The organism is Pseudomonas faucium, from assembly GCF_021602585.1.
In the GTDB taxonomy this organism is placed as follows: domain Bacteria; phylum Pseudomonadota; class Gammaproteobacteria; order Pseudomonadales; family Pseudomonadaceae; genus Aquipseudomonas; species Aquipseudomonas faucium.
The window spans coordinates 87,022-112,136 of sequence record NZ_BQIP01000008.1; the positions used below are offsets into that span (position 1 = coordinate 87,022).

The 25,115-nt window shown below is 65.6% G+C and carries 22 protein-coding genes; 15 read left to right on the top strand and 7 right to left on the bottom strand.

The annotated features are described in order from the left end of the window. Nucleotides 1-106 precede the first annotated feature (106 nt). The 4 genes from L6D75_RS11550 (at nt 107) to L6D75_RS11565 (ending at nt 4,472) form a co-directional block, all read left to right on the top strand. Nucleotides 107-1,363: an ATP-binding protein gene (locus L6D75_RS11550; protein WP_176515412.1), complete on the top strand. Its 1,257-nt coding sequence runs from the start codon at nt 107-109 to the stop codon at nt 1,361-1,363. After that, nucleotides 1,363-1,923, top strand: coding sequence for a response regulator transcription factor (locus L6D75_RS11555; RefSeq protein WP_016391130.1), 561 nt, complete (start codon nt 1,363-1,365; stop codon nt 1,921-1,923). The genes L6D75_RS11550 and L6D75_RS11555 overlap by 1 nt, the downstream gene beginning before the upstream one ends. Nucleotides 1,924-2,114: 191 nt before the next feature. Continuing rightward, nucleotides 2,115-3,056: an AEC family transporter gene (locus L6D75_RS11560; protein WP_176515414.1), complete on the top strand. Its 942-nt coding sequence runs from the start codon at nt 2,115-2,117 to the stop codon at nt 3,054-3,056. A 54-nt stretch (nt 3,057-3,110) separates the two neighbouring features. Beyond that, nucleotides 3,111-4,472: an amino acid permease gene (locus L6D75_RS11565; protein ID WP_176515416.1), complete on the top strand. Its 1,362-nt coding sequence runs from the start codon at nt 3,111-3,113 to the stop codon at nt 4,470-4,472. A gap of 111 nt (nt 4,473-4,583) precedes the next feature. Here L6D75_RS11565 and L6D75_RS11570 read toward each other — a convergent pair whose 3' ends face one another. The 6 genes from L6D75_RS11570 to gatC all read right to left on the bottom strand — a co-directional run bounded on the left by L6D75_RS11570 (nt 4,584) and on the right by gatC (nt 9,787). Then, entirely contained in the window at nt 4,584-4,955 is a 372-nt protein-coding gene (locus tag L6D75_RS11570) for a carboxymuconolactone decarboxylase family protein (RefSeq protein WP_236193540.1), read from the bottom strand. A gap of 10 nt (nt 4,956-4,965) precedes the next feature. Then, a complete protein-coding gene (locus tag L6D75_RS11575; RefSeq protein ID WP_176517457.1) occupies nt 4,966-6,009 on the bottom strand; it encodes a calcium/sodium antiporter in 1,044 nt (347 codons plus the stop codon). 61 nt (nt 6,010-6,070) lie between these two features. Next, nucleotides 6,071-6,445, bottom strand: a complete 375-nt coding sequence (locus tag L6D75_RS11580) for a septal ring lytic transglycosylase RlpA family protein (RefSeq protein WP_176517454.1) — start codon at nt 6,443-6,445, stop codon at nt 6,071-6,073. Between the two features lie 130 nt (nt 6,446-6,575). Beyond that, the gene (gene gatB / locus L6D75_RS11585) at nt 6,576-8,021 is read right to left on the bottom strand and encodes an Asp-tRNA(Asn)/Glu-tRNA(Gln) amidotransferase subunit GatB (RefSeq protein ID WP_176517453.1); all 1,446 of its coding nucleotides are present in this window, start codon (nt 8,019-8,021) and stop codon (nt 6,576-6,578) included. An 11-nt stretch (nt 8,022-8,032) separates the two neighbouring features. After that, nucleotides 8,033-9,484, bottom strand: a complete 1,452-nt coding sequence (gene gatA, locus L6D75_RS11590; RefSeq protein ID WP_176517452.1) for an Asp-tRNA(Asn)/Glu-tRNA(Gln) amidotransferase subunit GatA — start codon at nt 9,482-9,484, stop codon at nt 8,033-8,035. A 15-nt stretch (nt 9,485-9,499) separates the two neighbouring features. Beyond that, nucleotides 9,500-9,787, bottom strand: a complete 288-nt coding sequence (gene gatC / locus L6D75_RS11595) for an Asp-tRNA(Asn)/Glu-tRNA(Gln) amidotransferase subunit GatC (protein WP_176517451.1) — start codon at nt 9,785-9,787, stop codon at nt 9,500-9,502. 204 nt (nt 9,788-9,991) lie between these two features. On the opposite strand from gatC, the gene mreB reads away from it, so the two are divergent. From mreB to tldD, 8 genes are all read left to right on the top strand, one after another. Further along, nucleotides 9,992-11,029, top strand: coding sequence for a rod shape-determining protein MreB (mreB, locus tag L6D75_RS11600; RefSeq protein WP_003255163.1), 1,038 nt, complete (start codon nt 9,992-9,994; stop codon nt 11,027-11,029). A 222-nt stretch (nt 11,030-11,251) separates the two neighbouring features. After that, nucleotides 11,252-12,223 carry a rod shape-determining protein MreC gene (mreC, locus tag L6D75_RS11605; RefSeq protein WP_236193542.1) on the top strand — a complete coding sequence of 324 codons (972 nt, stop codon included), beginning with the start codon at nt 11,252-11,254 and terminating at the stop codon, nt 12,221-12,223. After that, nucleotides 12,223-12,711, top strand: coding sequence for a rod shape-determining protein MreD (gene mreD, locus L6D75_RS11610; RefSeq protein ID WP_176517450.1), 489 nt, complete (start codon nt 12,223-12,225; stop codon nt 12,709-12,711). Before mreC ends, mreD begins: the two co-directional genes overlap by 1 nt. Before the next feature lie 33 nt (nt 12,712-12,744). After that, complete coding sequence (locus L6D75_RS11615) at nt 12,745-13,341, top strand: Maf family protein (protein WP_176517449.1); 597 nt, start codon at nt 12,745-12,747, stop codon at nt 13,339-13,341. A gap of 70 nt (nt 13,342-13,411) precedes the next feature. After that, entirely contained in the window at nt 13,412-14,869 is a 1,458-nt protein-coding gene (rng, locus tag L6D75_RS11620; protein ID WP_176517448.1) for a ribonuclease G, read from the top strand. An 82-nt stretch (nt 14,870-14,951) separates the two neighbouring features. After that, nucleotides 14,952-18,767, top strand: coding sequence for a YhdP family protein (locus tag L6D75_RS11625; protein ID WP_176517447.1), 3,816 nt, complete (start codon nt 14,952-14,954; stop codon nt 18,765-18,767). A gap of 14 nt (nt 18,768-18,781) precedes the next feature. Next, on the top strand, nt 18,782-19,633 hold the full coding sequence (locus tag L6D75_RS11630) for a carbon-nitrogen hydrolase family protein (protein WP_176517446.1): 852 nt from the start codon (nt 18,782-18,784) through the stop codon (nt 19,631-19,633). Between the two features lie 2 nt (nt 19,634-19,635). Continuing rightward, nucleotides 19,636-21,075, top strand: coding sequence for a metalloprotease TldD (gene tldD, locus L6D75_RS11635; RefSeq protein WP_176517445.1), 1,440 nt, complete (start codon nt 19,636-19,638; stop codon nt 21,073-21,075). 44 nt (nt 21,076-21,119) lie between these two features. Here tldD and yjgA read toward each other — a convergent pair whose 3' ends face one another. Then, complete coding sequence (gene yjgA / locus L6D75_RS11640) at nt 21,120-21,641, bottom strand: ribosome biogenesis factor YjgA (RefSeq protein ID WP_176517444.1); 522 nt, start codon at nt 21,639-21,641, stop codon at nt 21,120-21,122. Nucleotides 21,642-21,749: 108 nt separating this feature from the next. Here yjgA and pmbA point away from each other — a divergent pair, with 108 nt between their 5' ends. The 3 genes from pmbA (at nt 21,750) to L6D75_RS11655 (ending at nt 25,093) form a co-directional block, all read left to right on the top strand. Further along, complete coding sequence (pmbA, locus tag L6D75_RS11645) at nt 21,750-23,096, top strand: metalloprotease PmbA (protein ID WP_176517443.1); 1,347 nt, start codon at nt 21,750-21,752, stop codon at nt 23,094-23,096. A gap of 226 nt (nt 23,097-23,322) precedes the next feature. Beyond that, nucleotides 23,323-23,724, top strand: a complete 402-nt coding sequence (locus tag L6D75_RS11650; RefSeq protein ID WP_176514558.1) for a FagA protein — start codon at nt 23,323-23,325, stop codon at nt 23,722-23,724. Next, a complete protein-coding gene (locus L6D75_RS11655; RefSeq protein WP_176514560.1) occupies nt 23,717-25,093 on the top strand; it encodes a class II fumarate hydratase in 1,377 nt (458 codons plus the stop codon). The genes L6D75_RS11650 and L6D75_RS11655 overlap by 8 nt, the downstream gene beginning before the upstream one ends. The last annotated feature ends 22 nt before the right edge of the window (nt 25,094-25,115 follow it).

The following is a 25,115-nucleotide window of genomic DNA, read 5'->3' on the forward strand; positions in this document are numbered from 1 at the left end:
TCATGAACCTGTGTCAAAGTGTGGCGGTTTGCCGCATCGCTGCAGTGAGGGGCCTGGCTTCGGTATACTCCAGCCGATTTTTCTGGAGCACTCATCAGGAGAGCTCATGCTCGCCGCCGTACAACCGCTGTCTGCAACTCGCCAGAACCTCTGGCGCCTGACCGTCATCCGCGTGCTGGTCCTGGCCGCCCAGGCCGGCTCCGTGGGCGTTGCCTACTGGACCGAACTGCTGCCGCTGCCGTGGCTGTCGCTGGCCGCCACCTTGGCGCTGTCGTCCTTGCTGTGCGCCTTCACGGCGTTGCGCCTGCGCCTGTCGTTGCCGGTCACCGAACTCGAATATGCCCTGCAACTGGCCTGCGACCTGCTGATCCACAGTGCCCTGCTTTATTACTCCGGCGGCTCGACCAACCCGTTCGTGTCCTACTACCTGGTGCCGCTGGCGATTGCCGCGGTGACCTTGCCCTGGCTGTATTCGCTGATTCTTTCCGGCATCGCCCTGACCCTCTACAGCCTGTTGCTGGTGCAGTTCTACCCGCTCGAAGGGCTGCCGATGGCGCGCGACAAGATGCAGGTCTACGGCATGTGGCTGAGCATTGCCCTGGCCGCCGCAGTGATCACCTTCTTCGCCGCGCGCATGGCCGAGGAGCTGCGCCGCCAGGAGCAACTGCGTTCGGAGCGCCGCGAAGAAAGCCTGCGCGACGAACAGCTGCTGGCCGTGGCCACCCAGGCCGCAGGTGCTGCCCACGAGCTGGGTACGCCGCTGGCGACAATGAGCGTGCTGCTCAACGAAATGCGCCAGGACCACCCCGACCCGCTGCTGCAGGAAGACCTGCAGATCCTTCAGGACCAGGTCAAGCTGTGCAAGGAAACCCTGCAGCAGTTGGTGCGCGCCGCCGAGGCCAACCGCCGCCTGGCGATCGTCGAGCAGGACGTCACCGCCTGGCTCGATGAGGCGCTCAACCGCTGGCACCTGATGCGCCCGGAGGCCAGCTACCGCTTCCAGCGCCTGCGCGACGGCGAGGTGCCGCGCCTGACGCCACCGCCCGACCTGACCCAGGCGCTGCTCAACCTGCTGAACAATGCCGCCGATGCCTGCCCCGATGACCTGGAAGTGCGCCTGGACTGGGACGCCCACGACATCGTCATCAGCATCCGTGACCATGGCCCCGGCGTGCCGCCGGCCATCGCCGAAGCAATCGGCAAACCCTTCATTACCACCAAGGGCAAAGGCTTCGGCCTGGGCCTGTTCTTGAGCAAGGCCAGCGTGACCCGTGCGGGCGGTTCGGTGAAACTCTATAGTCATGAACAGGGTGGCACCCTGACCGAATTGCGCCTGCCCCATGGCAAGCGAGGAGATGAATGATGAGCGAAGAAAACCAGGTCGAAGGCGAAGAGCTGCCGCACCTGCTGCTGGTGGATGACGATGCCACTTTCACCCGAGTGATGGCCCGGGCCATGAGCCGCCGCGGTTTCCGCGTGAGCACGGCGAGCTCCGCCGAGGAGGGACTGATCCTGGCCCAGCAGGACCTGCCGGACTACGCCACGCTGGACTTGAAGATGGAAGGTGACTCGGGCCTGGTGCTGCTGCCCAAGCTGCTGGAGCTGGACCCGGAAATGCGCGTGGTGATCCTGACCGGTTACTCGAGCATTGCCACCGCAGTCGAGGCGGTCAAGCGTGGCGCCTGCAACTACCTGTGCAAGCCGGCGGACGCTGACGATGTGCTGGCGGCGTTGCTCTCCGAGCACACCGACCTGGATACCCTGGTGCCGGAAAACCCGATGTCGGTGGACCGCCTGCAGTGGGAACACATCCAGCGGGTGCTGAACGAGCACGAGGGCAATATCTCTGCCACCGCGCGGGCGCTGGGCATGCACCGCCGGACCTTGCAGCGCAAGCTGCAGAAGCGCCCGGTTCGGCGCTGAAATCGGCGTCGCCTTCATCGCCGGCAAGCCGGCTCCCACAAGGACAGCGATGATCTGTGTGGGAGCCGGCTTGCCGGCGATGGGGCCGGTACAGACCGAAATCGCTTTAAATTGCAGCCGATCCCGCAACTCCTGACGCGTTGACGTATCATTAGCCCCCCTGACGGCAACCCTCCCAGGATCGCTTGCGCATGCTCGCCCTTCTCATCCAGACGCTGAACATCACGGCGCCCGTCTTCGCCATGCTGTTCATGGGCGTACTGCTCAAACGCATCAACCTGATCGACGACAACTTCAACCGAGTCGCCTCCAAGCTGGTGTTCAACGTGTGCATGCCGGCGCTGCTGTTCCTCGGCATCTACCACGCCGACCTGGCCAGCGCGGTCAAACCCGGCGTGATCTTCTATTTCATCGCCGTGACCCTGCTCGGTTTCACAGCCGCCTGGGGCCTGGCCATCTGGCGTTGCCCCGAGGCAGACCGGGGCATCTATACCCAAGGTGCGTTTCGCGGCAACAACGGCGTGATCGGCCTGGCCCTGGCCGCCAGCCTGTACGGCGACTACGGTATCTCCCTGGGCGCGGTGCTCGCCGGCCTGGTGATCCTCATGTACAACTCGCTGTCGGCGGTGGTGCTGGCGGTGTACAGCCCGGATCTGAAGTCCGACCCGTGGAGCATCTGCAAGAGCATCCTCAGCAACCCATTGATCATCAGCGTGCTGGTGGCCACGCCCATGGCCTACGGCCAGGTGCCGCTGCCCAATTGGCTGCTCACCTCGGGCGACTACCTGGCGCAGATGACCTTGCCGCTGGCGCTGATCTGCATTGGTGGCACGCTGTCGCTGGCGGCGCTGCGCGACAGTGGCAAGCTGGCCATCGATGCCAGCCTGGTGAAGATGGTCTGGCTGCCGCTGGTTGGCACCCTCGGCGCCTGGCTCTGCGGTTTTCGCGGGGCCGAGCTGGGCATCCTGTTCCTCTACATCGGCAGCCCGACCGCGGCGGCCAGCTACGTGATGGCGCGCGCCGCCAATGGCAACCACGAGCTGGCGGCGTCGATCATCGTGATAACTACGCTAATGGCGGCGATCACCACCAATATTGGCATTTTCATCTTGCAGTGGGGCGGATGGATCTAGATCCTTCACTGCAACAACACAACAACATCGCCTCACTGAGCTAAAGGACACTTCATGCAAGACCAGAGCACGCCCGAGCGCTTGCAGCGCGGGCTGAAGAATCGCCATATCCAGCTGATCGCGCTGGGCGGGGCCATCGGCACCGGGTTGTTCCTGGGCATCGCCCAGACCATCCAGCTGGCCGGCCCCTCCGTTTTGCTGGGCTATGCCGTGGCTGGCCTGATGGCCTTCCTGATCATGCGCCAGCTTGGCGAGATGGTGGTCGAGGAGCCGGTCGCCGGCAGCTTCAGCCACTTCGCCCACCAGTACTGGAGCGAGTTCGCAGGCTTCGTCTCGGGCTGGAACTACTGGGTGGTGTACGTGCTGGTCGGCATGGCCGAGCTCACGGCCGTGGGCATCTACGTGCAGTACTGGTGGCCGGAATTCCCCACCTGGGCCACGGCGGCGATCTTCTTCGTGGTGATCAACCTCATCAACCTGACCCAGGTGAAGGTCTACGGCGAGATGGAGTTCTGGTTCGCCCTGGTCAAGGTGGTGGCCATCGTCAGCATGATCGGCTTCGGTGCCTGGCTGCTGGGCAGTGGCCATGGCGGCCCGGATGCCAGCGTGGCCAACCTGTGGCAGTACGGCGGGTTCTTCCCCAATGGCGTCACCGGCCTGGTGATGGCCCTGGCGGTGATCATGTTCTCCTTCGGCGGCCTGGAGCTGGTGGGCATCACCGCTGCCGAGGCGGACAACCCGCGCCACAGCATCCCCAAGGCCACCAACCAGGTGGTGTACCGCATCCTGATCTTCTACATCGGTGCCCTGGCGGTGCTGCTGTCGCTGTACCCCTGGCAGAAGGTGGTGCAGGGTGGCAGCCCGTTCGTGATGATCTTCCACGAGCTGGACAGCGACCTGGTGGCGACCATCCTCAACGTCGTGGTGCTGACCGCCGCGCTGTCGGTGTACAACAGCTGCGTGTACGCCAACAGCCGCATGCTGTTCGGCCTGGCCAGCCAGGGCGATGCGCCGCGCCAGCTGCTCAAGGTCAGCCGCAGCGGTGTGCCGCTGACGGCGTTGGGCGTGTCGGCGTTCGCCACGGGCATGTGCGTGCTGATCAACTACCTGATGCCGGGTGAGGCGTTCGGCCTGTTGATGGCGCTGGCGGTGTCGGCGCTGGTGATCAACTGGGCGAGCATCAGCATCACCCACCTGAAGTTCCGCAAGGCCAAGCTGGCGGCGGGTATCAAGCCGTTCTACCAGAGCTGGGGGCACCCGTTCACCAACTACCTGTGCCTGGCGTTCATCGTGCTGATTCTGGTGGTGATGTACCTGACCCCGCCGATTCGCATCTCGGTGATGCTGATTCCGGGGTGGATTGCCGTGCTTTACGTCGCCTTCCGCCTGAAGAAAGCTCGGCAGGCCAAGGGCTGAGTCTTTTCCGGCCTCATCGCCGGCAAGCCGGCTCCCACAGAGATCAGCAGCGCTGCGGTCAACGTGGGAGCCGGCTTGCCGGCGATAAGGCCAGTACTGGCCACCGATCGTTCAAGCCTGGTAACTGTCGATCACTTCCTGCGCGGCCCTGAACGCATCGATCGCCGCCGGCACCCCCGCATACACGGCGCAATGCAGCAGCGCCTCGCGAATCTCCTCCACCGTACAGCCATTGTTCAACGCCCCGCGCACATGGCCCTTGAGCTCCTGCGGGCACTTGAGTGCCGTCAGCGTGGCCAGGGTGATCAGGCTGCGGGTTTTCAGCGGCAGGCCCTCACGCGCCCAGACACTGCCCCAGGCGTGCTGGTTGACGAAGTCCTGCAGCGGTTGGGTGAACTCGGTGGCGTTGCCCAGGGCGCGGTCGACGAATGCGTCGCCCATGACCTGGCGGCGAATCTGTTCGCCAGTGTTGTTTTCAGCCATGTTGTTTTCCTTAGTGTTGGCGGCGCCAGGCGCGCACCGTGGTGAACAGCAACACCACGCCGAGCACTGGCAGGACATAGAACAGCATCAACCGCTCCAGGCGGCCGGCCAGCGGCATGCCCATGGTAAAGGCCGCCACGTGCAGGCCGTAGGCCAGGTACAGGCACAGGAACACCAGCCCTTCGGCGCGGGTGATGCGGTAGCCGGAGTAGAACACCGGCAGGCTCAGGGCGGCGACGCCGAGCATCACCGGCAGGTCGAAGCCCAGGGCATTGGGGGAAATGGTCAGCGTCTCGGGAGTGATCAGCGCGGTCAGGCCCAGCACCCCCAGCAGGTTGAACAGGTTGCTGCCGATCACCGTGCCCACGGCGATTTCCCGCTCGCCGCGCAGGGCGGCGATCAGCGCCGCGGCGAGTTCGGGCATCGAGGTACAGACCGCGACCACGGTCAGGCCGATGATGCGCTCGGACAGGCCCAGGTCGGTCGCCACTTCCACCGCGGCTTCGAGCAGCAGGTGGCCGGCCAGGCTCAGCAGGCCGAGGCCGCACAGCACCTGCAGCAGCGTGCCGGACCAGAAGCGTGCCGGGCTGCTGCTGAGCGGGCGCGGGGCGGGGTAGGTGCGGGCGTAGTGGCGCGACTGGTGCCAGAGCATGCCCAGGTAGCCCAGCAGGCCCAGCAACAACAGCAAGCCCTCGAGCCGGCCCAGGTGGCCGTTGGCGGCCAGGGCGTAGACCAGCGCGCTGGCGACAATCATCAGCGGGATGTCCAGGCGCACCAGTTGGCGTGAGACCCGCAGCGGGATGATCAGCGCCGCCAGGCCGAGGATCACCAGCACGTTGAAGATGTTGCTGCCGATCACGCTGCCCACGGCCACGTCGGGCGCGCCCTGGTAGGCCGCCTGCAGGCTCACGGTCAGTTGCGGCGCGGTACTGCCGAACGCCACCAGGCTCAGGCCGATGATCAGCGGCCGCACATGCAGGCGCAGGGCCAGGCGCAGGGCGGCGCGCACCATCAGTTCGGCGCCGGCCACCAGCAACAGCAGGGCCAGGCCCAGTTGCAGGAGGCTGAAGGTGGGGAGGGTGGCCAGGTCGAAAATGGTCGGGGCTCCAGTGGTGTCAGTCGCTCAGACCTTGTACCCGGACGCGCGCCGTTCCGCTACGGAGCATGCCGATTTTTTCTGCGGCTGCGCGTGACAGGTCGATCAGCCGGCCACGCGTGTGCGGGCCGCGGTCGTTGATGCGCACGACCACGCTGCGTTGGTTGGCAAGGTTGGTGACCAGCACGCGGCTGCCAAAGGGCAGGCTGCGGTGGGCGGCGGTCAGGCCGTGCTGGTTGAAGGCTTCGCCGCTGGCGGTGCGTTTGCCGTGGTGGCGCGAGCCGTAATAGGAGGCGGTACCGGTTTCGTTGTAACCGCGGGGGTCGATGTCGTGGCTGGCGCAGCCGGCCAGGAAGGAGAACAGGGCCAGGGTGCCGAGGGATCGTTTTAGCAAGGTGATGCTCCGGTGCTGCTGTTGGGGCCGCTGTGCGGCCCATCGCGGATGAATCCGCTCCTACAGGTGTGTGTTTGTAGGAGCAGATTCATCCGCGATCGAGGGCAAAGCCCTCGCCGCGTTTTTCAGCTCACCCTTCGAGCTTGGCCTTGAGCAATTGGTTCACCTGCCCCGGGTTGGCCTTGCCTTTGGACGCCTTCATCGCCTGGCCGACGAAGAAGCCGAACATCTTGCCCCGCTTGGCCTCGTCGGCGGCGCGGTACTGTTCGACCTGCTCGGCATTGGCGGCGAGCATCTCGTCGAGCATCTTGTCGATCGCACCGGTGTCGGTGACCTGCTTGAGGCCACGGCTTTCGATGATGCTGTCGGCATCGCCTTCACCGGCGGCCATGGCCTCGAACACGGTCTTGGCGATCTTGCCGCTGATGGTGTTGTCGCGAATGCGCTGCAACATGCCACCCAGCTGCGCGGCGGTTACCGGCGCCTGGTCGATCTCGATGCCCAGCTTGTTGAGCAGGCTGCCCAGCTCGACCATCACCCAGTTGGCCGCAAGCTTGGCATCGCCACCGATCTTCACCACTTCTTCGAAGTAGTCCGCCTGCTCGCGGCTGGAGGCCAGCACGTTGGCGTCGTAGGCCGACAGGCCGTACTGGCTCTGGAAGCGCTCGACTTTTTGCGGCGGCAGCTCCGGCAGGCCGGCGCGGATGGTTTCGAGGAAGCTGTCCTCGATGACCACCGGCAGCAGGTCCGGGTCGGGGAAGTAACGGTAGTCGTTGGCTTCCTCCTTGCTGCGCATGGAGCGTGTCTCGTCCTTGTTCGGGTCGTACAGGCGGGTTTCCTGGACCACCTTGCCGCCGTCCTCGATCAGCTCGATCTGGCGCTGGATCTCGCTGTTGATGGCGCGCTCGATGAAGCGGAACGAGTTGACGTTCTTGATCTCGCAGCGGGTGCCGAACTCGGCCTGGCCTTTCGGGCGGATCGAGACGTTGCAGTCGCAACGCAGCGAGCCTTCGGCCATGTTGCCGTCGCAGATGCCCAGGTAGCGCACCAGGGCGTGGATCGCCTTGACGTAGGCCACGGCTTCCTTGGCGCTGCGCATGTCCGGCTCGGAGACGATTTCCAGCAGCGGGGTGCCGGCGCGGTTCAGGTCGATGCCGGTGGAGCCGCTGAAGTCTTCGTGCAGGCTCTTGCCGGCGTCTTCTTCAAGGTGCGCGCGGGTCACGCCGATGCGTTTGATGGTGCCGTCTTCCAGGGCGATGTCCAGGTGGCCCTTGCCGACGATCGGCAGGTCCATCTGGCTGATCTGGTAGCCCTTGGGCAGGTCCGGGTAGAAGTAGTTCTTGCGCGCGAACACGTTGCGCTTGCCGATCTCGGCGTCGATCGCCAGGCCGAACATGCAGGCCATGCGCACGGCTTCCTGGTTCAGCACCGGCAGTACGCCGGGCATGCCCAGGTCAACCAGGCTGGCCTGGGTGTTCGGCTCGGAGCCGAAGGTGGTGGCGCTGCCGGAGAAGATCTTCGACTGGGTGGCCAGCTGGGTGTGAATTTCCAGCCCGATCACAACTTCCCATTGCATGTGTGAATTCCTCAGAAGCCGTTGGGGGCGCGGGTGTGCCAGTCGGTGACTTGCTGGTAGCGGTGCGCGACGTTGAGCAGGCGGCCTTCCTGGAAGTACGGGGCCAGCAGCTGCACGCCGACCGGCAGGCCATCGACGAAGCCGGCTGGCATCGACAGGCCCGGCAGGCCCGCCAGGTTGGCGGTGATGGTGTAGACGTCTTCAAGGTAGGCGGCGACCGGGTCGCTGCTCTTGGCGCCAAGCTTCCAGGCCGGGTTCGGCGTGGTCGGGCCGAGGATCAGGTCGACGCCCTCGAAGGCGGCCATGAAGTCGTTCTTGATCAGGCGGCGAATCTGTTGCGCCTTGACGTAGTAGGCATCGTAGTAGCCGGCCGACAGGGCGTAGGTGCCGACCATGATGCGCCGCTGCACTTCGGCACCGAAGCCTTCGCCACGGGAGCGCTTGTACAGGTCGGTGAGGTCCTTGGGCTCTTCGCAGCGGTAGCCGAAGCGCACGCCGTCGAAACGCGACAGGTTGGAGGAGGCTTCTGCCGGCGCGATCACGTAGTACGCCGGGATGGCGTGCTGCATGTTCGGCAGGCTGATTTCCTTGACCACCGCGCCGAGCTTTTCCAGCTCCTTGACGCTGGCCTGCACCCGTTCGGCGATGCGCGGGTCGAGGCCGGCGCCGAAGTATTCCTTCGGCAGGCCGATGCGCAGGCCCTGCAGCGAGGCGTTGAGGTTGGCGCTGTAGTCCGGCACCGGCTCGTCGATGCTGGTGGAGTCCTTGGTGTCGAAGCCGGCCATGCCTTGCAGCAGCAGCGCGCAGTCTTCGGCAGTGCGGGCCAGCGGGCCGCCCTGGTCGAGGCTCGAGGCGTAGGCGATCATGCCCCAGCGCGAAACGCGACCGTACGTCGGTTTCAGGCCGGTGAGGTTGGTCAGCGCAGCCGGCTGGCGGATCGAGCCGCCGGTGTCGGTGCCGGTGGTGGCCGGCAGCAGGCGCGCGGCCACGGCCGCGGCGGAGCCACCGGACGAGCCGCCAGGCACGTGCTCGAGGTTCCACGGGTTCTTCACCGCGCCGTAGTGGCTGGATTCGTTGGCCGAACCCATGGCGAACTCGTCCATGTTGGTCTTGCCCAGGGTGACCATGCCGGCTTCGGCCAGCTTGGCAACCACGGTGGCATCATACGGCGCCTTGAAGTTGTCGAGCATCTTCGAGCCGCAGCTGGTGCGCACGCCCTGGGTGCAGAACAGGTCCTTGTGGGCGATGGGGGCACCCAGCAGCGCGCCGGCTTCGCCAGCGGCGCGACGGGCGTCGGCGGCACGGGCCTGGCCCAGGGCCAGCTCCTCGGTGACGCTGATGAAGCTGTTGAGTTGCGGGTCGAGCTGCTTGATGCGCGCCAGCAGCGCGCCGGTCAGCTCTTCGGAGGAAAACGACTTGTCGGCGAGTCCGCGGGCGATCTCGGCCAGGGTCAATTGATGCATGGCAGGCTCTATCCCTTACTCGATGACTTTCGGAACCAGGTACAGACCGCTTTCGGTCGAGGGTGCGATGGCCTGGTAGGCCTCGCGCTGGTTGCTTTCGGTGACCTGGTCCGGGCGCAGGCGCTGGCTGGCCTCCAGCGGGTGGGCCAGGGGCTCGATGCCGGTGGTGTCGACCGCTTGCATCTGGTCGACCAGGCCGAGAATGCTGTTCAGGGCGTCGGTAATGCGTGGCAGTTCGCCTTCATTCAGGCCCAGGCGGGCCAGATGGGCGATCTTTTCCACGTCGCAGCGTTCAAGCGCCATGGGAATCTCCAGGGGAAACAAAGAACGGAAAAGGGTCCGCGATGAGGAACATGTCAGCTTTCTGGCGGTCATACGGCCGCGATCATCGGCTGGCATGCTCGGAAAAACGACCAATTTAACATATTGGCTCCTTGCCCAAAATCCCTGCCATTGTTAGAGTTTGCCGCACTTTTTTACCCACGCTTTCCCCAGGGTCACTTTCCCATGTTCAAGAAACTGCGTGGCATGTTTTCCAGCGATCTGTCCATCGACCTGGGTACTGCCAACACCCTTATTTACGTGCGTGAGCGCGGTATCGTCCTGAATGAGCCCTCGGTTGTTGCCATCCGTACCCACGGCAACCAGAAAAGCGTCGTGGCCGTCGGTACCGAAGCCAAGCGCATGCTGGGCCGCACGCCTGGCAACATTGCTGCCATTCGTCCGATGAAGGACGGCGTCATCGCCGACTTCAGCGTTTGTGAAAAAATGTTGCAGTACTTCATCAACAAGGTTCACGAAAACAGCTTCCTGCAGCCCAGCCCTCGCGTGCTGATCTGCGTGCCGTGCAAGTCGACCCAGGTAGAGCGCCGCGCCATTCGCGAGTCGGCCCTGGGTGCCGGTGCCCGTGAAGTGTTCCTGATCGAAGAACCGATGGCCGCTGCCATCGGTGCCGGCCTGCCGGTCGAGGAAGCGCGTGGCTCGATGGTCGTCGACATCGGCGGCGGTACCACCGAAATCGCCCTGATCTCGCTCAACGGCGTGGTCTACGCCGAGTCCGTGCGTGTGGGCGGCGACCGTTTCGACGAAGCCATCGTCACCTACGTGCGCCGCAACTACGGCAGCCTGATCGGCGAATCCACCGCCGAGCGCATCAAGCAGGAAATCGGCACCGCCTACCCGGGCGGCGAAGTGCGCGAAGTCGACGTGCGCGGCCGTAACCTGGCCGAGGGCGTACCACGCGCCTTCACCCTGAACTCCAACGAAGTGCTCGAAGCGCTGCAGGAGTCGCTGGCGACCATCGTTCAGGCGGTCAAGAGCGCCCTGGAGCAATCGCCGCCGGAGCTGGCCTCCGACATCGCCGAGCGCGGCCTGGTGTTGACCGGTGGTGGCGCGCTGCTGCGTGACCTGGACAAGCTGCTGGCCCAGGAAACCGGCCTGCCGGTGATCGTTGCCGAGGACCCGCTGACCTGCGTCGCCCGTGGCGGCGGCCGCGCCCTGGAAATGATGGACAAGCACGCGATGGACCTGCTCTCGAGCGAGTGATCTGCGCCGCTTTCCAGTGCCCGGTTTACAGGTAGCACGCGCAGTGCTACCTGTATGCGCTGGGCTGGCGTCCTTCCGGGCGTCGTTTCCGTCAACCCGCAACCAGGCTGGTGCGTTGTCCCATGTCCAATGACCTCCTGAGTCGTCCACGAGGAACGGCCCATTAAACCGCTTTTCTCCAAGGGCCCCTCGCTGGGCGTTCGCCTGCTCGTTCTGGTAGTCATGTCGGTCGCGTTGATGGTTGTCGACGCGCGCTTCGACGTGCTCAAGCCCGTGCGCAGCCAGATGGGCCTGGTGCTGATGGAGTCGTACTGGATCACCGACCTGCCGCAACGTGCGTGGCAAGGTGTGGCCGGCCAGTTCGGCAGCCGTACCGAACTGATCGCCGAGAACGAAAAGCTCAAGACCGAGGCCCTGCTGCTGCAGGGGCGCCTGCAGAAGCTGGCGGCCCTGACCGAGCAGAACGTGCGCCTGCGCGAGTTGCTCAACTCTTCGGCGCTGGTCAATGAAAAGGTCGAAGTGGCCGAGCTGATCGGTGTCGACCCCAACCCGTTCACCCACCGCATCCTGATCAACAAGGGCGAGCGCGACGGCGTGTTCCTCGGCCAGCCGGTGCTCGATGCCCGCGGCCTGATGGGCCAGGTGGTCGAGCTGATGCCGTACACCTCGCGGGTGCTGCTGCTCACCGACACCACCCATAGCATCCCGGTGCAGGTCAACCGCAACGGCCTGCGCGCCATCGCCAGCGGTACCGGCAACCCGGAACGCCTGGAACTGCGCCATGTGGCGGACACCGCCGACATCAAGGAAGGCGACCTGCTGGTGAGCTCCGGCATGGGCCAGCGCTTCCCGGCCGGCTACCCGGTGGCCACGGTCAACGAAGTGATCCACGACTCCGGCCAGCCTTTCGCCATCGTTCGCGCCATTCCCACCGCCGCGCTCAACCGCAGCCGCTACATGCTGCTGGTGTTCAGCGACCGGCGCACGCCGGAGCAGCGCGCCACCGAAGCGGCGATCGCCCAGGAAGAAGCTGACCGCAAGGGTGCGACGAGCCCGGCCCAGCCAGCCGCCAATGGCGATCAGGCCGCGCCGGCCAGTGCACCGGCCCCCGCTGCCGGGGCACCTGCTCCCGCCGCTGCGCCCGCCAGCCCGGCGTCGGCGCCCGCGGCACCTGCTCACCCACGGAGGCAATGATGGCCAAGTCGCGCCGTAACCACGGTTGGGTCATCTGGCTGACGTTCGCCATCGGCCTGCTGCTCAGCGTTTCCCCCATGCCGCAGTTCCTCGAAGTGTTCCGGCCCATGTGGCTGGCGCTGCTGGTGTCGTTCTGGACCCTCATGGTGCCGAACAAGGTGGGCATGACCACCGCGTTCGTGCTCGGCCTGGCCGAGGATGTGCTGTATGGCACGCTGTTGGGGCAGAACGCCCTGATCCTGACCCTGATCACCTTCCTGGTGCTGTCCTTGCAGCAGCGCCTGCGCATGTTCCCGATGTGGCAGCAGAGCCTGGTGATCCTGGTGATCTTCGGCATCGCCCAGCTGATCCAGCTGTGGCTCAGCGCGCTCACCGGCAACCGCCTGCCGACCCTGGCGCTGGTCTGGTCGGCGGTCATCAGCGCCTTGCTCTGGCCCTGGATCAGTTTCGCCCTGCGCGACCTGCGCCGGCGCTTGCATATCAACTGACGGCGCTGGCGCCACTGACAGGGAGATGTCTGCATGAACCCGCTTTACCTGGCCTCCGGCTCCCCCCGTCGGCGTGAACTGCTGACCCAGATCGGCGTGCCGTTCACCCCTGTCAGTGCCCCCATCGATGAAACCCCGCTGCCCGGCGAAAGCGCCGAGGCCTACGTCGAGCGCCTGGCCGTGGCCAAGGCCGAGGCCGGCCTTGCCAGCCTGGGGGGCCCGGCGCTAACGCTTGGCGCAGACACGGCGGTGGTGCTCGATGGTCGTATTCTCGGCAAGCCGGAAAACCGCGAACATGCCTTGGCCATGCTGGCCGAGCTGTCTGGCCGCGCGCATCAGGTGCTGACCGCCGTCGCAGTGAGTGATGGCCAGCGCTGCCAGAGCCTGTGTGTCGCCAGCAACGTGCGCTTTCGCCCCATCAGCCCGGCAGAAGCCGAACGCTACTGGGCCAGTGGCGAGCCGGCGGACAAGGCCGGCGGCTATGCCATCCAGGGCCTGGGGGCGGTATTCGTCACCGGGCTTGAAGGCAGCTATTCGGCGGTGGTCGGCCTGCCCTTGAGTGAAACGGCCGAACTGCTCGGCCAATTCGGTATCGCCTGCTGGCAGGTACCGGCGCTTTGCCAGAGGTAATAGAAACCAGCGGTGGCCAGCCTGGCACGCGCGATCCATCATTAGCGAAGACCTTTGACGAGAGCCTGCCATGAGTGAAGAGATCCTGATCAACATCACCCCGATGGAATCACGTGTGGCGGTGGTGGAAAACGGGGTGCTGCAGGAAGTGCACGTCGAGCGCACCCTGCGCCGCGGCATCGTCGGCAATATCTACAAAGGCAAGGTGGTGCGCGTGCTGCCGGGCATGCAGGCGGCGTTCGTCGACATTGGCCTCGAGCGCGCGGCGTTCATCCATGCCTCGGAAATTTCCCAGCGCGAAGGCTCGGCGGTGGAGACCATCACTGCCTTGGTGCATGAGGGCCAGGCCCTGGTGGTCCAGGTCACCAAGGACCCAATCGGCACCAAGGGCGCACGCCTGACCACCCAGCTGTCGATTCCCTCGCGCTACCTGGTGTACATGCCGCGCAGCAGCCATGTCGGTATTTCCCTGAAGATCGAAGACGAAGCCGAACGCGAGCGCCTCAAGCAGGTGGTCAGCGACTGCATCAACAACGAGAACATCAAGGACGCCGGTGGTTTCATCCTGCGCACCGCCGCCGAAGGCGCGCGTGCCGAAGAGATCCTCCAGGACATCCGCTACCTGCGCCGCCTGTGGGAGCAGATCGGCAGCCAAATCCAGACCTGCGGCGCGCCTACCGTCATCTACGAAGACCTAGGCCTGGCCCTGCGTACCCTGCGCGACCTGGTCAACCCGAAAATCGAGAAAATCCGCATCGACTCGCGGGAAACCTTCCAGAAAACCACGCAGTTCGTCGGCGAATTGATGCCGGAGATTGCCGATCGTCTGGAACATTACCCCGGCGAGCGCCCAATTTTTGACTTGTATGGGGTCGAGGACGAAATCCAGCGCGCCCTGGAGCGCAAGGTGCCGCTCAAGTCGGGTGGCTACCTGGTGGTCGACCCGGCCGAGGCGATGACCACCATCGACGTCAACACCGGCGCCTTCGTTGGCCATCGCAACCTTGAAGAGACCATCTTCAAGACCAACCTCGAAGCGGCCACCGCCATTGCCCGGCAACTGCGACTGCGCAACATCGGCGGCATCATCATCATCGACTTCATCGACATGGAAGACGAAGAGCATCAGCGCCAGGTGCTGCGCACCCTGGAAAAGCAGCTCGAACGCGACCATGCCAAGACCAACATCATCGGCATCACCGAGCTGGGCCTGGTGCAGATGACCCGCAAGCGCACCCGCGAAAGCCTCGAACAGGTGCTGTGCGAGCCGTGCGTTGCCTGCCAGGGCCGCGGCAAGCTGAAGACCCCGGAAACCATCTGTTACGAAATCTTCCGCGAGATCCTCCGCGAAGCCCGCGCCTACCAGGCTGAGGGCTACCGGGTGCTGGCCAACCAGAAGGTGGTGGACCGCCTGCTCGATGAAGAATCGGGCAACGTGGCCGAGCTTGAAACCTTCATCGGTCGAACCATTCGCTTCCAGGTCGAGTCGATGTACTCGCAGGAACAATACGATGTGGTGCTGCTCTGAGGCTTTCTGACGCACGCCACATGATGGCCGGGCTGGCAAAAGCGGTACCAGCAGCCATCATGGATAAACGAATCGGAGGGCCATGGCCATGGGACGTCTGACCCGCGTTCTTGTCGCCTTGACCCGCTGGGGCCTGGGTATCTGCGCCCTGCTGGCGGTGCTGGTGGCGTTGTATGTCAGCCTCGGGCGCGAGCTGGTGCCGCTGGTGGCCGAATACCGTGCCGACGTCGAGGCCAAGGCCGAACAGGCCTTGGGCCTGCCGGTGCATGTGGGCGCCTTGGAAGGCCGCTGGAGTGGCCTGGCCCCGGTGCTCAGCGTGCGTGACCTGCAACTGGGCGACGGCGCCTCGGCCTTGCGCCTCGATGAGGTCAAAGTGGTGCCCGACCTGTGGGCCAGCCTGACTTCGCGCGAGGTGCGCCTGGCGCATATCCAGCTCGGTGGCTTGCAACTGATCCTGCGCGAAGACGAGCAGGGCGCCTGGGCCCTCGAAGGCTTGCCGAAGAAGGACGACGCGCCACTGGACCCGGCCGAGCTGCTCGAGCGCCTGCGCCAGCTGGGGCGCATCGATGTGTTCGACAGCCAGGTGACGCTGCAACCCTGGCAGCGCGACCCGCTGACCCTCACCTATGTAAGCCTCGGCCTCAAGGCCGGCGCCTCGCGCCAGGCCTTGGACCTGCGTGCGACCTTGCCCGACGGCCAGCCCCTGGCGGTCAACCTGCGCAGCCGGGCCACGGCCAGCAATTGGCGTGACGGCGAGGCCCAGGTTTACCTGAGCCTGCCGCAGAGCGACTGGGCGAGCTGGCTGCCGCCGCGCCTGCTTGGCCAGTGGCAGGCCCAGGCGCTGCGTGCCGGTGGCGAGTTCTGGGTCGACTGGAGCAAAGGCCAGCTGCAACAGGCCGTAGTGCGCCTCAACGCGCCCCAGCTGCGCGGTGCCTACACCGGGCGCAAGGCCGTGACCCTGGACAACCTGGCGCTGTCGGCGTGGTTCCAGCGCCAGGCGCAAGGTTTCGATGTGGTCGTCGATTCGCTGGCCACCAACATCGGCAAGACCCGCTGGGAGTCGCACCTGCAGCTGCGCCAGCGGCCAGGCGCCGAACCTGCGGCTGAAAGCTGGCAGGTGCAGGCAGACCGCCTCGACCTGACCCCCCTGACCCCGCTGATCGATGCCCTGGCTCCGCTGCCGGAAAAACTCATGACCGTGGTCGATGCCTTGAAGGTCACAGGTGCCCTGCGCAATGTGCAACTCGAGGTGCGGCCCAAGGCCGAAGGCGACCAGCGCCTGCAGTTTGCCGCGAACCTGGAGAAGGTGGGCTTCGATGCCTATCACGGTGCGCCGGCCGCCGGCAATGTCAGCGGCAGCATCAGTGGCGACCTCGGGCATGGCGAACTGCGCCTCGATACCGATGCCTTCATGCTGCACCTGTACCCGATCTTCGCCAAACCCTGGCACTACGAGAAAGCCAATGCGCGCCTGACCTATGCCCTGGACAAGGACGGTTTCACCCTGACCGCTCCGTACCTGAAGGTGTTGGGCGAAGAGGGCAAGATCGCCGGCGATTTCCTGATTCGCCTGCTGTTCGCCGAAGGCACCGAGAGCTACATGGACCTGCGTGTGGGCCTGACCGAAGGCGACGGCCGCTACACCGCCAAGTACCTGCCCGAGGTGCTCAGCCCGGCACTCGACGAATGGCTGCGCAGCGCCATCGTCAAAGGCAATGTCGACCAGGGCTACTTCCAGTACCAGGGCTCGCTCAACCATGGCGCGACGCCTGAGTCGCGCAGCATCAGCCTGTTCTTCAAGGTGCATGATGCGGCGTTGGACTTCCAGCCGGGCTGGCCCCAGGTGCAGCATGTCGATGGCGATGTGCTGATCGAGGACAGCGGTGTGCGCATCAAGGCCAGCAAGGGCCTGCTGCTCGATACCAAGGTCAGTGACGTCACCGTCAATATCCCCCACGTCGAGGGCAACGAGCACAGCCACCTGTTCCTCGACGGCCGCTTCGACGGCACCCTCGGCGACGGCCTGAAGATTCTCAAAGAGGCGCCGATCGGCACGGGCGAGATCTTTGCCGGCTGGGAAGGCGAAGGGCCGCTCAAGGGCAAGGTCAAGCTCGACATCCCCCTGGCCCACGGCGAGCGGCCGAAAGTGCAGGTGGACTTCGCCACGTCCGACGCGCGCCTGAAGGTGGCCCCACCCACCTTGGAGCTGAGCCGCCTGAAGGGCGATTTCAGCTTCGATTTCGACAAGGGGCTCAGCGGCAAGAACATTGCCCTGCAGGCGTTCGGCAAGCCGGTGACCGCGCAGATCACCGCCGAAGGCCAGGGCGGGCAGATGCAGACTCGCATCAATGCCAACGGCCAGGTAGCGCTCAAGGCCTTGACCGAGTGGCTGCAGTTCAAGCAGGCGCTGCCTGCCTCGGGCGAGCTGCCCTACCAGTTGCAGGTCAACCTGGGCAGCCGTGACAACAGCCTGAGCGTCAGCTCTTCGCTCAAGGGCCTGGCCATCGACCTGCCGGCGCCCTTCGGCAAGGCCGCGCAAGAGACCCGCAACACCCGTTTCGCCATGAATCTGCAAGGCCAGGAGCGGCGCTTCGATGCGGCCTACGATGACCTTGCCCGGTTTGCCTATGCCGCGCCGCCCGACAAGCTCGGCCAGGGCCGTGGCGAGTTGCTGCTGGGCGCCGGCACCGCGCAACTGCCCGCCAGCCAAGGCCTGCGCGTGCGCGGGCGGCTGGACAAACTGGACCTGGCGCCCTGGCAGGAGCAGGCATCGCGCCTGGCGGGCGACGACCCGGGCGGCAATGCCCGGCAGAACCTGCAGAGCGTCGACCTGAGCATCGGCCAGCTCAAAGCCTTTGGCATGGACCTGAACCAGGCAGTGGTGCGCCTGGCGCGCAGTGGCCCGGCCTGGGATCTGCGCCTGGACAGCAAGGAAGTGATCGGCAATGCGCGGCTACCGGATAGTAAGGCCGCGCCGATGACCGTGCGCCTGCAGACCTTGCGCCTGCCTGCCGCCGACCCTGCACAGGCGCAGGCCGAGGAAGGCCCTGACCCGCTGGCCACGTTCGACCCGCGCAAGGTGCCGGCGCTGGACCTGAACATCGACAAGCTGTACCGCGGTAACGACCTGTTCGGCAGTGCAGCCCTGAAGCTGCGCCCGACCGCGCGCGGTGTGGCCGCGCAGGATGTGCAGCTGGACTTCAAGGGGCTGCAGGTCGACGGCGGCGGCGGCTGGGAGGGCACCCCCGGCGCCACCAGCAGCTGGTACAAGGGCCGCCTGAAAGGCAAGAACCTGGCCGATGTGCTCAAGGGCTGGGGCTTCGCCCCTACCGTGACCAGCCGCGATTTCCGCCTGGACGTGGACGGCCGCTGGCCCGGTTCGCCGGCCTGGGTCGGCCTGAAGCGCTTCTCGGGCAGCATGGATGCGGCGTTGAACAGCGGCCAGTTCGTCGAAGTGGAGGGCAGCGCCCAGGCCTTGCGCGTGTTCGGCCTGCTCAACTTCAACTCGATCGGCCGCCGGCTGCGCCTGGACTTCTCCGACCTGTTCGACAAGGGCCTGGCCTACGACCGGGTCAGAGGCTTGCTGGTGGCCAGCAACGGGGTCTACGTGACCCGCGAGCCGATCACCGTGACCGGGCCATCGAGCAATTTCGAGCTCGATGGCACCCTGGACATGGTTCGTGACCGAGTCGATGCCAACCTGCAGGTGACCCTGCCTGTGACCAACAACCTGCCCCTGGCAGCGCTGATCGTGGGCGCGCCGGCGGTCGGCGGGGCGCTGTTCCTGGTCGACCGGCTGATCGGCGACCGGGTATCGCGCTTTGCCAGCGTGCACTATCGCGTCGAAGGGCCGTGGAAAGAGCCTAGAATCACCTTTGTGAAACCCTTCAACAAGTAGTTCCGGGAGTGCCCATGAAGGCAGCGGTTATCCAGATGGTCAGCCAGGACGATGTGCTGGCCAACCTGCAGCGGGCGGGTGCTCTGCTTGAACAGGCGGCCTTCGGCGGCGCCCGGCTGGCGGTGCTGCCCGAGAACTTCGCGGCCATGGGCCGCAAGGACGCCGCCGCCATCGGCCGTGCCGAAGCCATGGGCGAGGGGCCGATACTGCCCTGGTTGAAACGCACCGCCCGCGACCTCAGATTATGGATAGTTGCCGGCACCTTGCCGCTGCCGCCCGAAGGTCGGCCCGAGGCCAAGGCCCATGCCTGCTCGTTGCTGATCGACGAACACGGTGAGGTGGTGGCGCGTTATGACAAGCTGCACCTGTTCGACGTCGATGTGGCCGACAACCGCGGCCGCTACCGTGAGTCCGACGACTACGCCCACGGCGCCCAGGTGGTGGTGGCCGATACGCCAGTCGGGCGCGTGGGGCTCAGCGTCTGCTACGACTTGCGCTTCCCCGAGCTGTACAGCGCCCTGCGCGGCGCCGGCGCGGAACTGATCACGGCACCTGCCGCGTTCACTGCGGTCACAGGGGCAGCGCACTGGGAAGTGCTGATTCGCGCCCGCGCCATCGAGACCCAGTGCTATGTGCTGGCGGCGGCCCAGGGCGGCACCCATCCCGGCCCGCGGGAAACCCACGGGCAAGCGGCGATCATCGACCCCTGGGGGCGGATCGTTGCCGAACAGGCGCGCGGCGAGGCGGTATTGATCGCCGCGCGCGACCCTGACGAACAAGCGTCCATACGGGCGCGCATGCCGGTGGTTTCGCACCGGCGCTTTTTCTCGCAGGACGCCTTGCGCCCTGCGCACACCTCGGAGTGACTATGAGCCAGATGTTATCCACCGTCAGCGAGCAGCTCCTGGCCCCAGGCGGACTGACCCTGGACAGCCTGCAGGCTGTGCTGGGCGAGTTGGCCGGCCCGGGCATCGACGCCGCCGACCTGTATTTCCAGGGCCAGATTTCGGAAACCTGGGCGCTGGAGGACGGCATCGTCAAGGAAGGCAGCTTCAACCTCGACCAGGGCGTGGGCGTGCGTGCCCAGTCGGGTGAGAAGACCGGTTTCGCCTACAGCAACGCGATCAACCTCGAGGCGCTGACCTCGGCGGCACGCGCTGCGCGTTCGATTTCCCGTGCGGGTCAGAACGGCAAGGTGCAGGCCTTCCGCAGCCAGGACGTGACGGCCCTGTATGCGCCCGATAACCCGCTGGATGTGCTCAGCCGCGCCGAGAAGGTCGAGCTGCTCAAGCGCGTGGACGCCGCCACCCGTGCGCTGGACCCGCGCATCCAGCAGGTCAGCGTGAGCATGGCCGGGGTCTGGGAGCGCATCCTGATTGCTGCCGCCGATGGCAGCCTGGCGGCCGATGTGCGGCCGCTGGTGCGTTTCAATGTCAGCGTCATCGTCGAGCAGAACGGCCGTCGCGAACGCGGTGGGCAGGGCGGTGGCGGGCGTACCGACTACCGCTTCTTCACCGAAGAGAAGGTCATGGGTTATGCCCGCGAAGCGCTGCGCCAGGCGCTGGTGAACCTGGAAGCGATCCCGGCGCCGGCGGGCACCCTGCCAGTGGTGCTGGGTTCGGGCTGGTCGGGCGTGCTGCTGCACGAGGCCGTGGGCCATGGCCTGGAAGGCGACTTCAACCGCAAGGGCAGCTCGGCGTTCAGTGGCCGCCTGGGTGAGAAAGTGGCATCGAGCCTGTGCACCATCGTCGACGATGGCACCCTCGAAGGCCGCCGTGGTTCGCTGAGCGTGGACGACGAAGGTACCCCCACCGAATGCACCACGCTGATCGAGAACGGCATTCTCAAGGGCTACATGCAGGACAAGCTCAATGCCCGCCTGATGGGCATGGCCGTGACCGGCAACGGCCGCCGCGAATCCTACGCGCACCTGCCGATGCCGCGCATGACCAACACCTACATGCGCGCCGGCGAAAGCGACCCGCAGGAGATCATCGCCTCGGTGAAGAAGGGCATCTACTGCGCCAACCTCGGCGGCGGCCAGGTGGACATCACCAGCGGCAAGTTCGTGTTTTCAACCAGCGAGGCCTACCTGATCGAGGACGGCAAGATCACCGCCCCGGTCAAGGGCGCGACCCTGATCGGCAACGGGCCTGAGGCCATGAGCCGGGTATCGATGGTCGGCAACGACCTGGCGCCAGACAGTGGCGTGGGGACGTGTGGCAAGGATGGACAGTCGGTGCCCGTGGGCGTTGGCCAGCCGACCTTGAAGCTGGATGCGATCACCGTCGGCGGTACCGGCGCGTGATGGCAGCACCGGGGCTGCGCGCATGGCAGCCCCGGTGCTTGCCGTCAGCGCAGGCCGCGCTGGATTTCGTCGAGGTCGCGGATGTACTTGAACACCTTGCGCGCAGCGGCGGGCGGTTTGTTCCGCGCTTTTTCGTGCTGGGCATGGCGGATCAGCGAACGCAGCTGCTGGCGGTCGGTGTCGGGGTACTCGTTGACGAAGCGCTCGAGGTCTTCGTCATTGCCGTCGATCAGGCGGTCGCGCCAGCGTTCCAGGCTGTGGAAGCGCTCGTTGTACTGGCGGCTGGAGCTGTCGATCTGCTCGAGCACCGCATGGATGGCGTCCAGGTCCTGGTCGCGCATCAGCTTGCCGACGAACGACATGTGGCGTTTGCGTGCGCCGTGGGCGGTGTGCTTGCTGGCCTCGGCCAGGGCCTTGCGCAGCTCGTCGGTCAGCGGCAGGCGCGCCAGGGTATCGGCCTTGACCGTGGTCAGGCGCTCGCCGAGTTCGACCAGCGCATGCAGCTCGCGCTTGATCTGGGTTTTGCTTTTTTCGCCGTCGAAGGCGTCGTCGTATGAATCAACCATGGTGGCAGTCCGCTAGAAATCGCCGCCATGATAACCAGTCGGGGGCCGCTTGTCCGGCCCGGTCGTAGAATGACCCTTGCCGAACGCAGAATTTGAGTGGAGAAAACCATGAGTGCAGTCCAGAGCGTAGGCCCCAAGGACCTGCCAGCGTTGCAGGAGCAGGTCGAAGCGATCGTCGCCGAGGCGCGCCGGCAGGGTGCCAGCGCCTGTGAGGTGGCGGTATCGCTGGAGCAGGGCCTGTCCACCACGGTGCGCCAGCGCGAAGTCGAAACGGTCGAATTCAATCGCGACCAGGGCTTTGGCATCACCCTCTATGTCGGCCAGCGCAAGGGCTCGGCCAGTACCTCGGCCAGTGGCCCGGAGGCGATTCGCGAAACCGTGGCCGCCGCCCTCGCCATTGCCAAGCACACCTCCGAGGACGAATGCGCAGGCCTTGCCGATGCGGCGTTGATGGCCCGCGAGATTCCCGACCTCGACCTCTACCATGACTGGGACATCGAGCCGGAGAAGGCCATCGAGATGGCGCTGGCCTGCGAGGCTGCGGCGTTCGACGCCGATCCGCGCATTCTCAATGCCGATGGCACCACCTTGAACACCCACCAGGGTTGCCGGGTCTACGGCAACAGCCACGGGTTCATCGGCGGTTACGCCTCTACTCGGCACAGCCTGAGCTGCGTGATGATCGCCGAGGGCGACGGGCAGATGCAGCGCGACTACTGGTACGACGTGAACCGCCAGGGCAACCTTTTGGCCGACCCGCGCAGCATCGGCCAGCGCGCAGCCCTGCGCGCCGCGAGCCGCCTCGGCGCCCGCCCGGTGCCGACCTGCGAGGTGCCGGTGCTGTTCTCCGCCGAGCTGGCGGGTGGTTTGTTCGGCAGCTTCCTCTCGGCCATCTCCGGCGGCAACCTGTACCGCAAGTCGTCGTTCCTCGATGGTGCGATGGGGCAACGCCTGTTCCCCAGCTGGCTGACCCTCGACGAACGCCCGCATATCCCTCGCGCGCTGGGCAGCGCCGCCTTCGACGGCGATGGGCTGGCGACCTATGCCAAGCCGTTCGTCGACAAAGGCGAGCTGGTGTCCTACCTGCTGGGCACCTATTCGGGGCGCAAGCTGGGCCTGCCAAGCACGGCGAATGCCGGTGGCGTGCATAACCTCTACGTCACCCATGGCGTGGAAGACCAGGCGGCGCTGATTCGTCGCATGGGGCGCGGACTGCTGGTGACCGAGTTGATGGGGCATGGGCTGAACATGGTGACCGGCGACTATTCGCGCGGTGCGGCGGGGTTCTGGGTCGAGAATGGCGAGATTCAGCACGCTGTTCAGGAAGTGACCATTGCCGGCAACATGAAGGACATGTTCCAGCAGATCGTCGCGATTGGCAGCGATCTTGAGACACGCAGCAACATTCACACAGGGTCGGTGCTGATCGAGCGGATGACCGTCGCCGGTAGCTGATGCTTCATCTGTACCGGCCTCTTCGCGGGGCAAGCCCGCTCCCACAGGTTCTGCGCTGTAGCGGGATACCCGTGGGAGCCGGCTTGCCCCGCGAAGAGGCCGGTACAGAAATAGACTGTTTTAAAGAACCCGGCCCTCGCGCCGGGTTTTTTACTTTCGTCGCACCCCTCTTGAAGTGATTCTATTTATCACTTAATAATGAATATCATTATCCAGTAACTTGGCGATGATGTTCATGAAACCCGTCCTGCGCGAACTGCCCTACCTGGAAAACTGGCGCTGGCTCAGCCGGCGCATCCGCTGCGCCCTCGAACCCGACGAGCCGCGCCTGATCGAGCACTACCTGGCCGAAGGCCGCTACCTGGTGTGCTGCACCGAAACCTCGTCATGGACGGTGGCGCTGACCTCGTTCCGCCTGCTCCTGGATACCGCCTGCGACCGCATGCTGCCCTGGCATTGGCGCTGCCTGTGCCTGGACCAGGCCTGGCGCCCGCTGCTCGACCTGCGCAACCTCGATCGCCGCGAACAGAACCAGCGCTGGCAACCCTATGCCCTGCAACTGGCCAATTGCCGGTTGCTGCCGTCGATTTCTCCCGATGAACTGATGCAAGGATTTGATGATGAGTGATACCCGTATCGAGCGTGACAGCATGGGCGAACTGCAGGTGCCGGCCCAGGCCCTGTACGGTGCCCAGACCCAGCGCGCGGTCGACAACTTCCCGATCAGCGGCAAGCCAATGCCGGCCCAGTTCATTCGTGCGCTGTTGCTGGCCAAGGCGGCTGCGGCCAAGGCCAACGTCGAGCTGGAGCAGCTTTCGCCGGGGCAGGGCCAGGCCATCGTCAAGGCGGTCGAGCAGTTGCTGGCCGAAGACTTCATCCAGCACTTCCCGGTGGATGTGTTCCAGACCGGCTCCGGCACCAGCTCCAACATGAACGCCAACGAGGTGATCGCCACCTTGGCCAGCCGCGTGCTCGGCGAGCCGGTCAACGCCAACGACCACGTCAACTGCGGCCAGAGCAGCAACGACATCATCCCCACCACCATCCACGTCAGCGCCGCGCTGGCCCTGCATGAGCAACTGCTGCCGGCGCTGCGCCACCTGGTGCAGGTGATCGAAAGCAAATCGGCGCAGGTGCATCAGTACGTGAAGACCGGCCGCACCCACCTGATGGATGCGATGCCGGTGCGCATGAGCCAGGTGCTCGATGGCTGGGCAGCACAGGTCAACGGCGCCAAGGCGCACCTTGAAGCCACGCTGCCGAGCCTGCAGGCCCTGGCCCAGGGCGGCACCGCCGTGGGCACCGGCATCAATGCCCACCCGCAGTTCGCTGCCGGCTTTGCCAAGCAGCTGAGCGCCCTGGCCCAGGTCGAGTTCACGCCCGGGCAGAACCTGTTCGCCCTGATCGGCTCCCAGGACACCGCCGTGGCGTTGTCCGGCCAGCTCAAGACCACTGCCGTAGCGCTGATGAAAATCGCCAACGACTTGCGCTGGATGAACTCCGGCCCGCTGGCGGGCCTGGGTGAAATCGAGCTGCAAGGCCTGCAGCCGGGCTCCTCGATCATGCCGGGCAAGGTCAACCCGGTGATCCCGGAGGCCACCGCCATGGTGGCCGCACAGGTGATCGGCAACGACGCGACCATCGCCATTGCCGGCCAGTCGGGCAACTTCGAGCTCAACGTGATGCTGCCGGTCATTGCCCGCAACCTGCTGGAAAGCATCGAGCTGATGGCCAACGCCAGCCGCCTGCTCGCCGACAAGGCCATCGCCAGCTTCAAGGTCAACGAAGGCAAGCTCAAGGAAGCCCTGGCGCGCAACCCGATCCTGGTCACGGCACTGAACCCGATCATTGGCTACCTCAAGGCCGCCGAAATCGCCAAGACCGCCTACCAGCAGGGCCGGCCGATCATCGACGTGGCCCTTGAGCACACCGACCTGTCGCGTGACCAGCTCGAGGCGCTGCTCGACCCGGAAAAACTCACCGCTGGCGGCATCTGACCGGCCAGCGCCTAGGAGACAC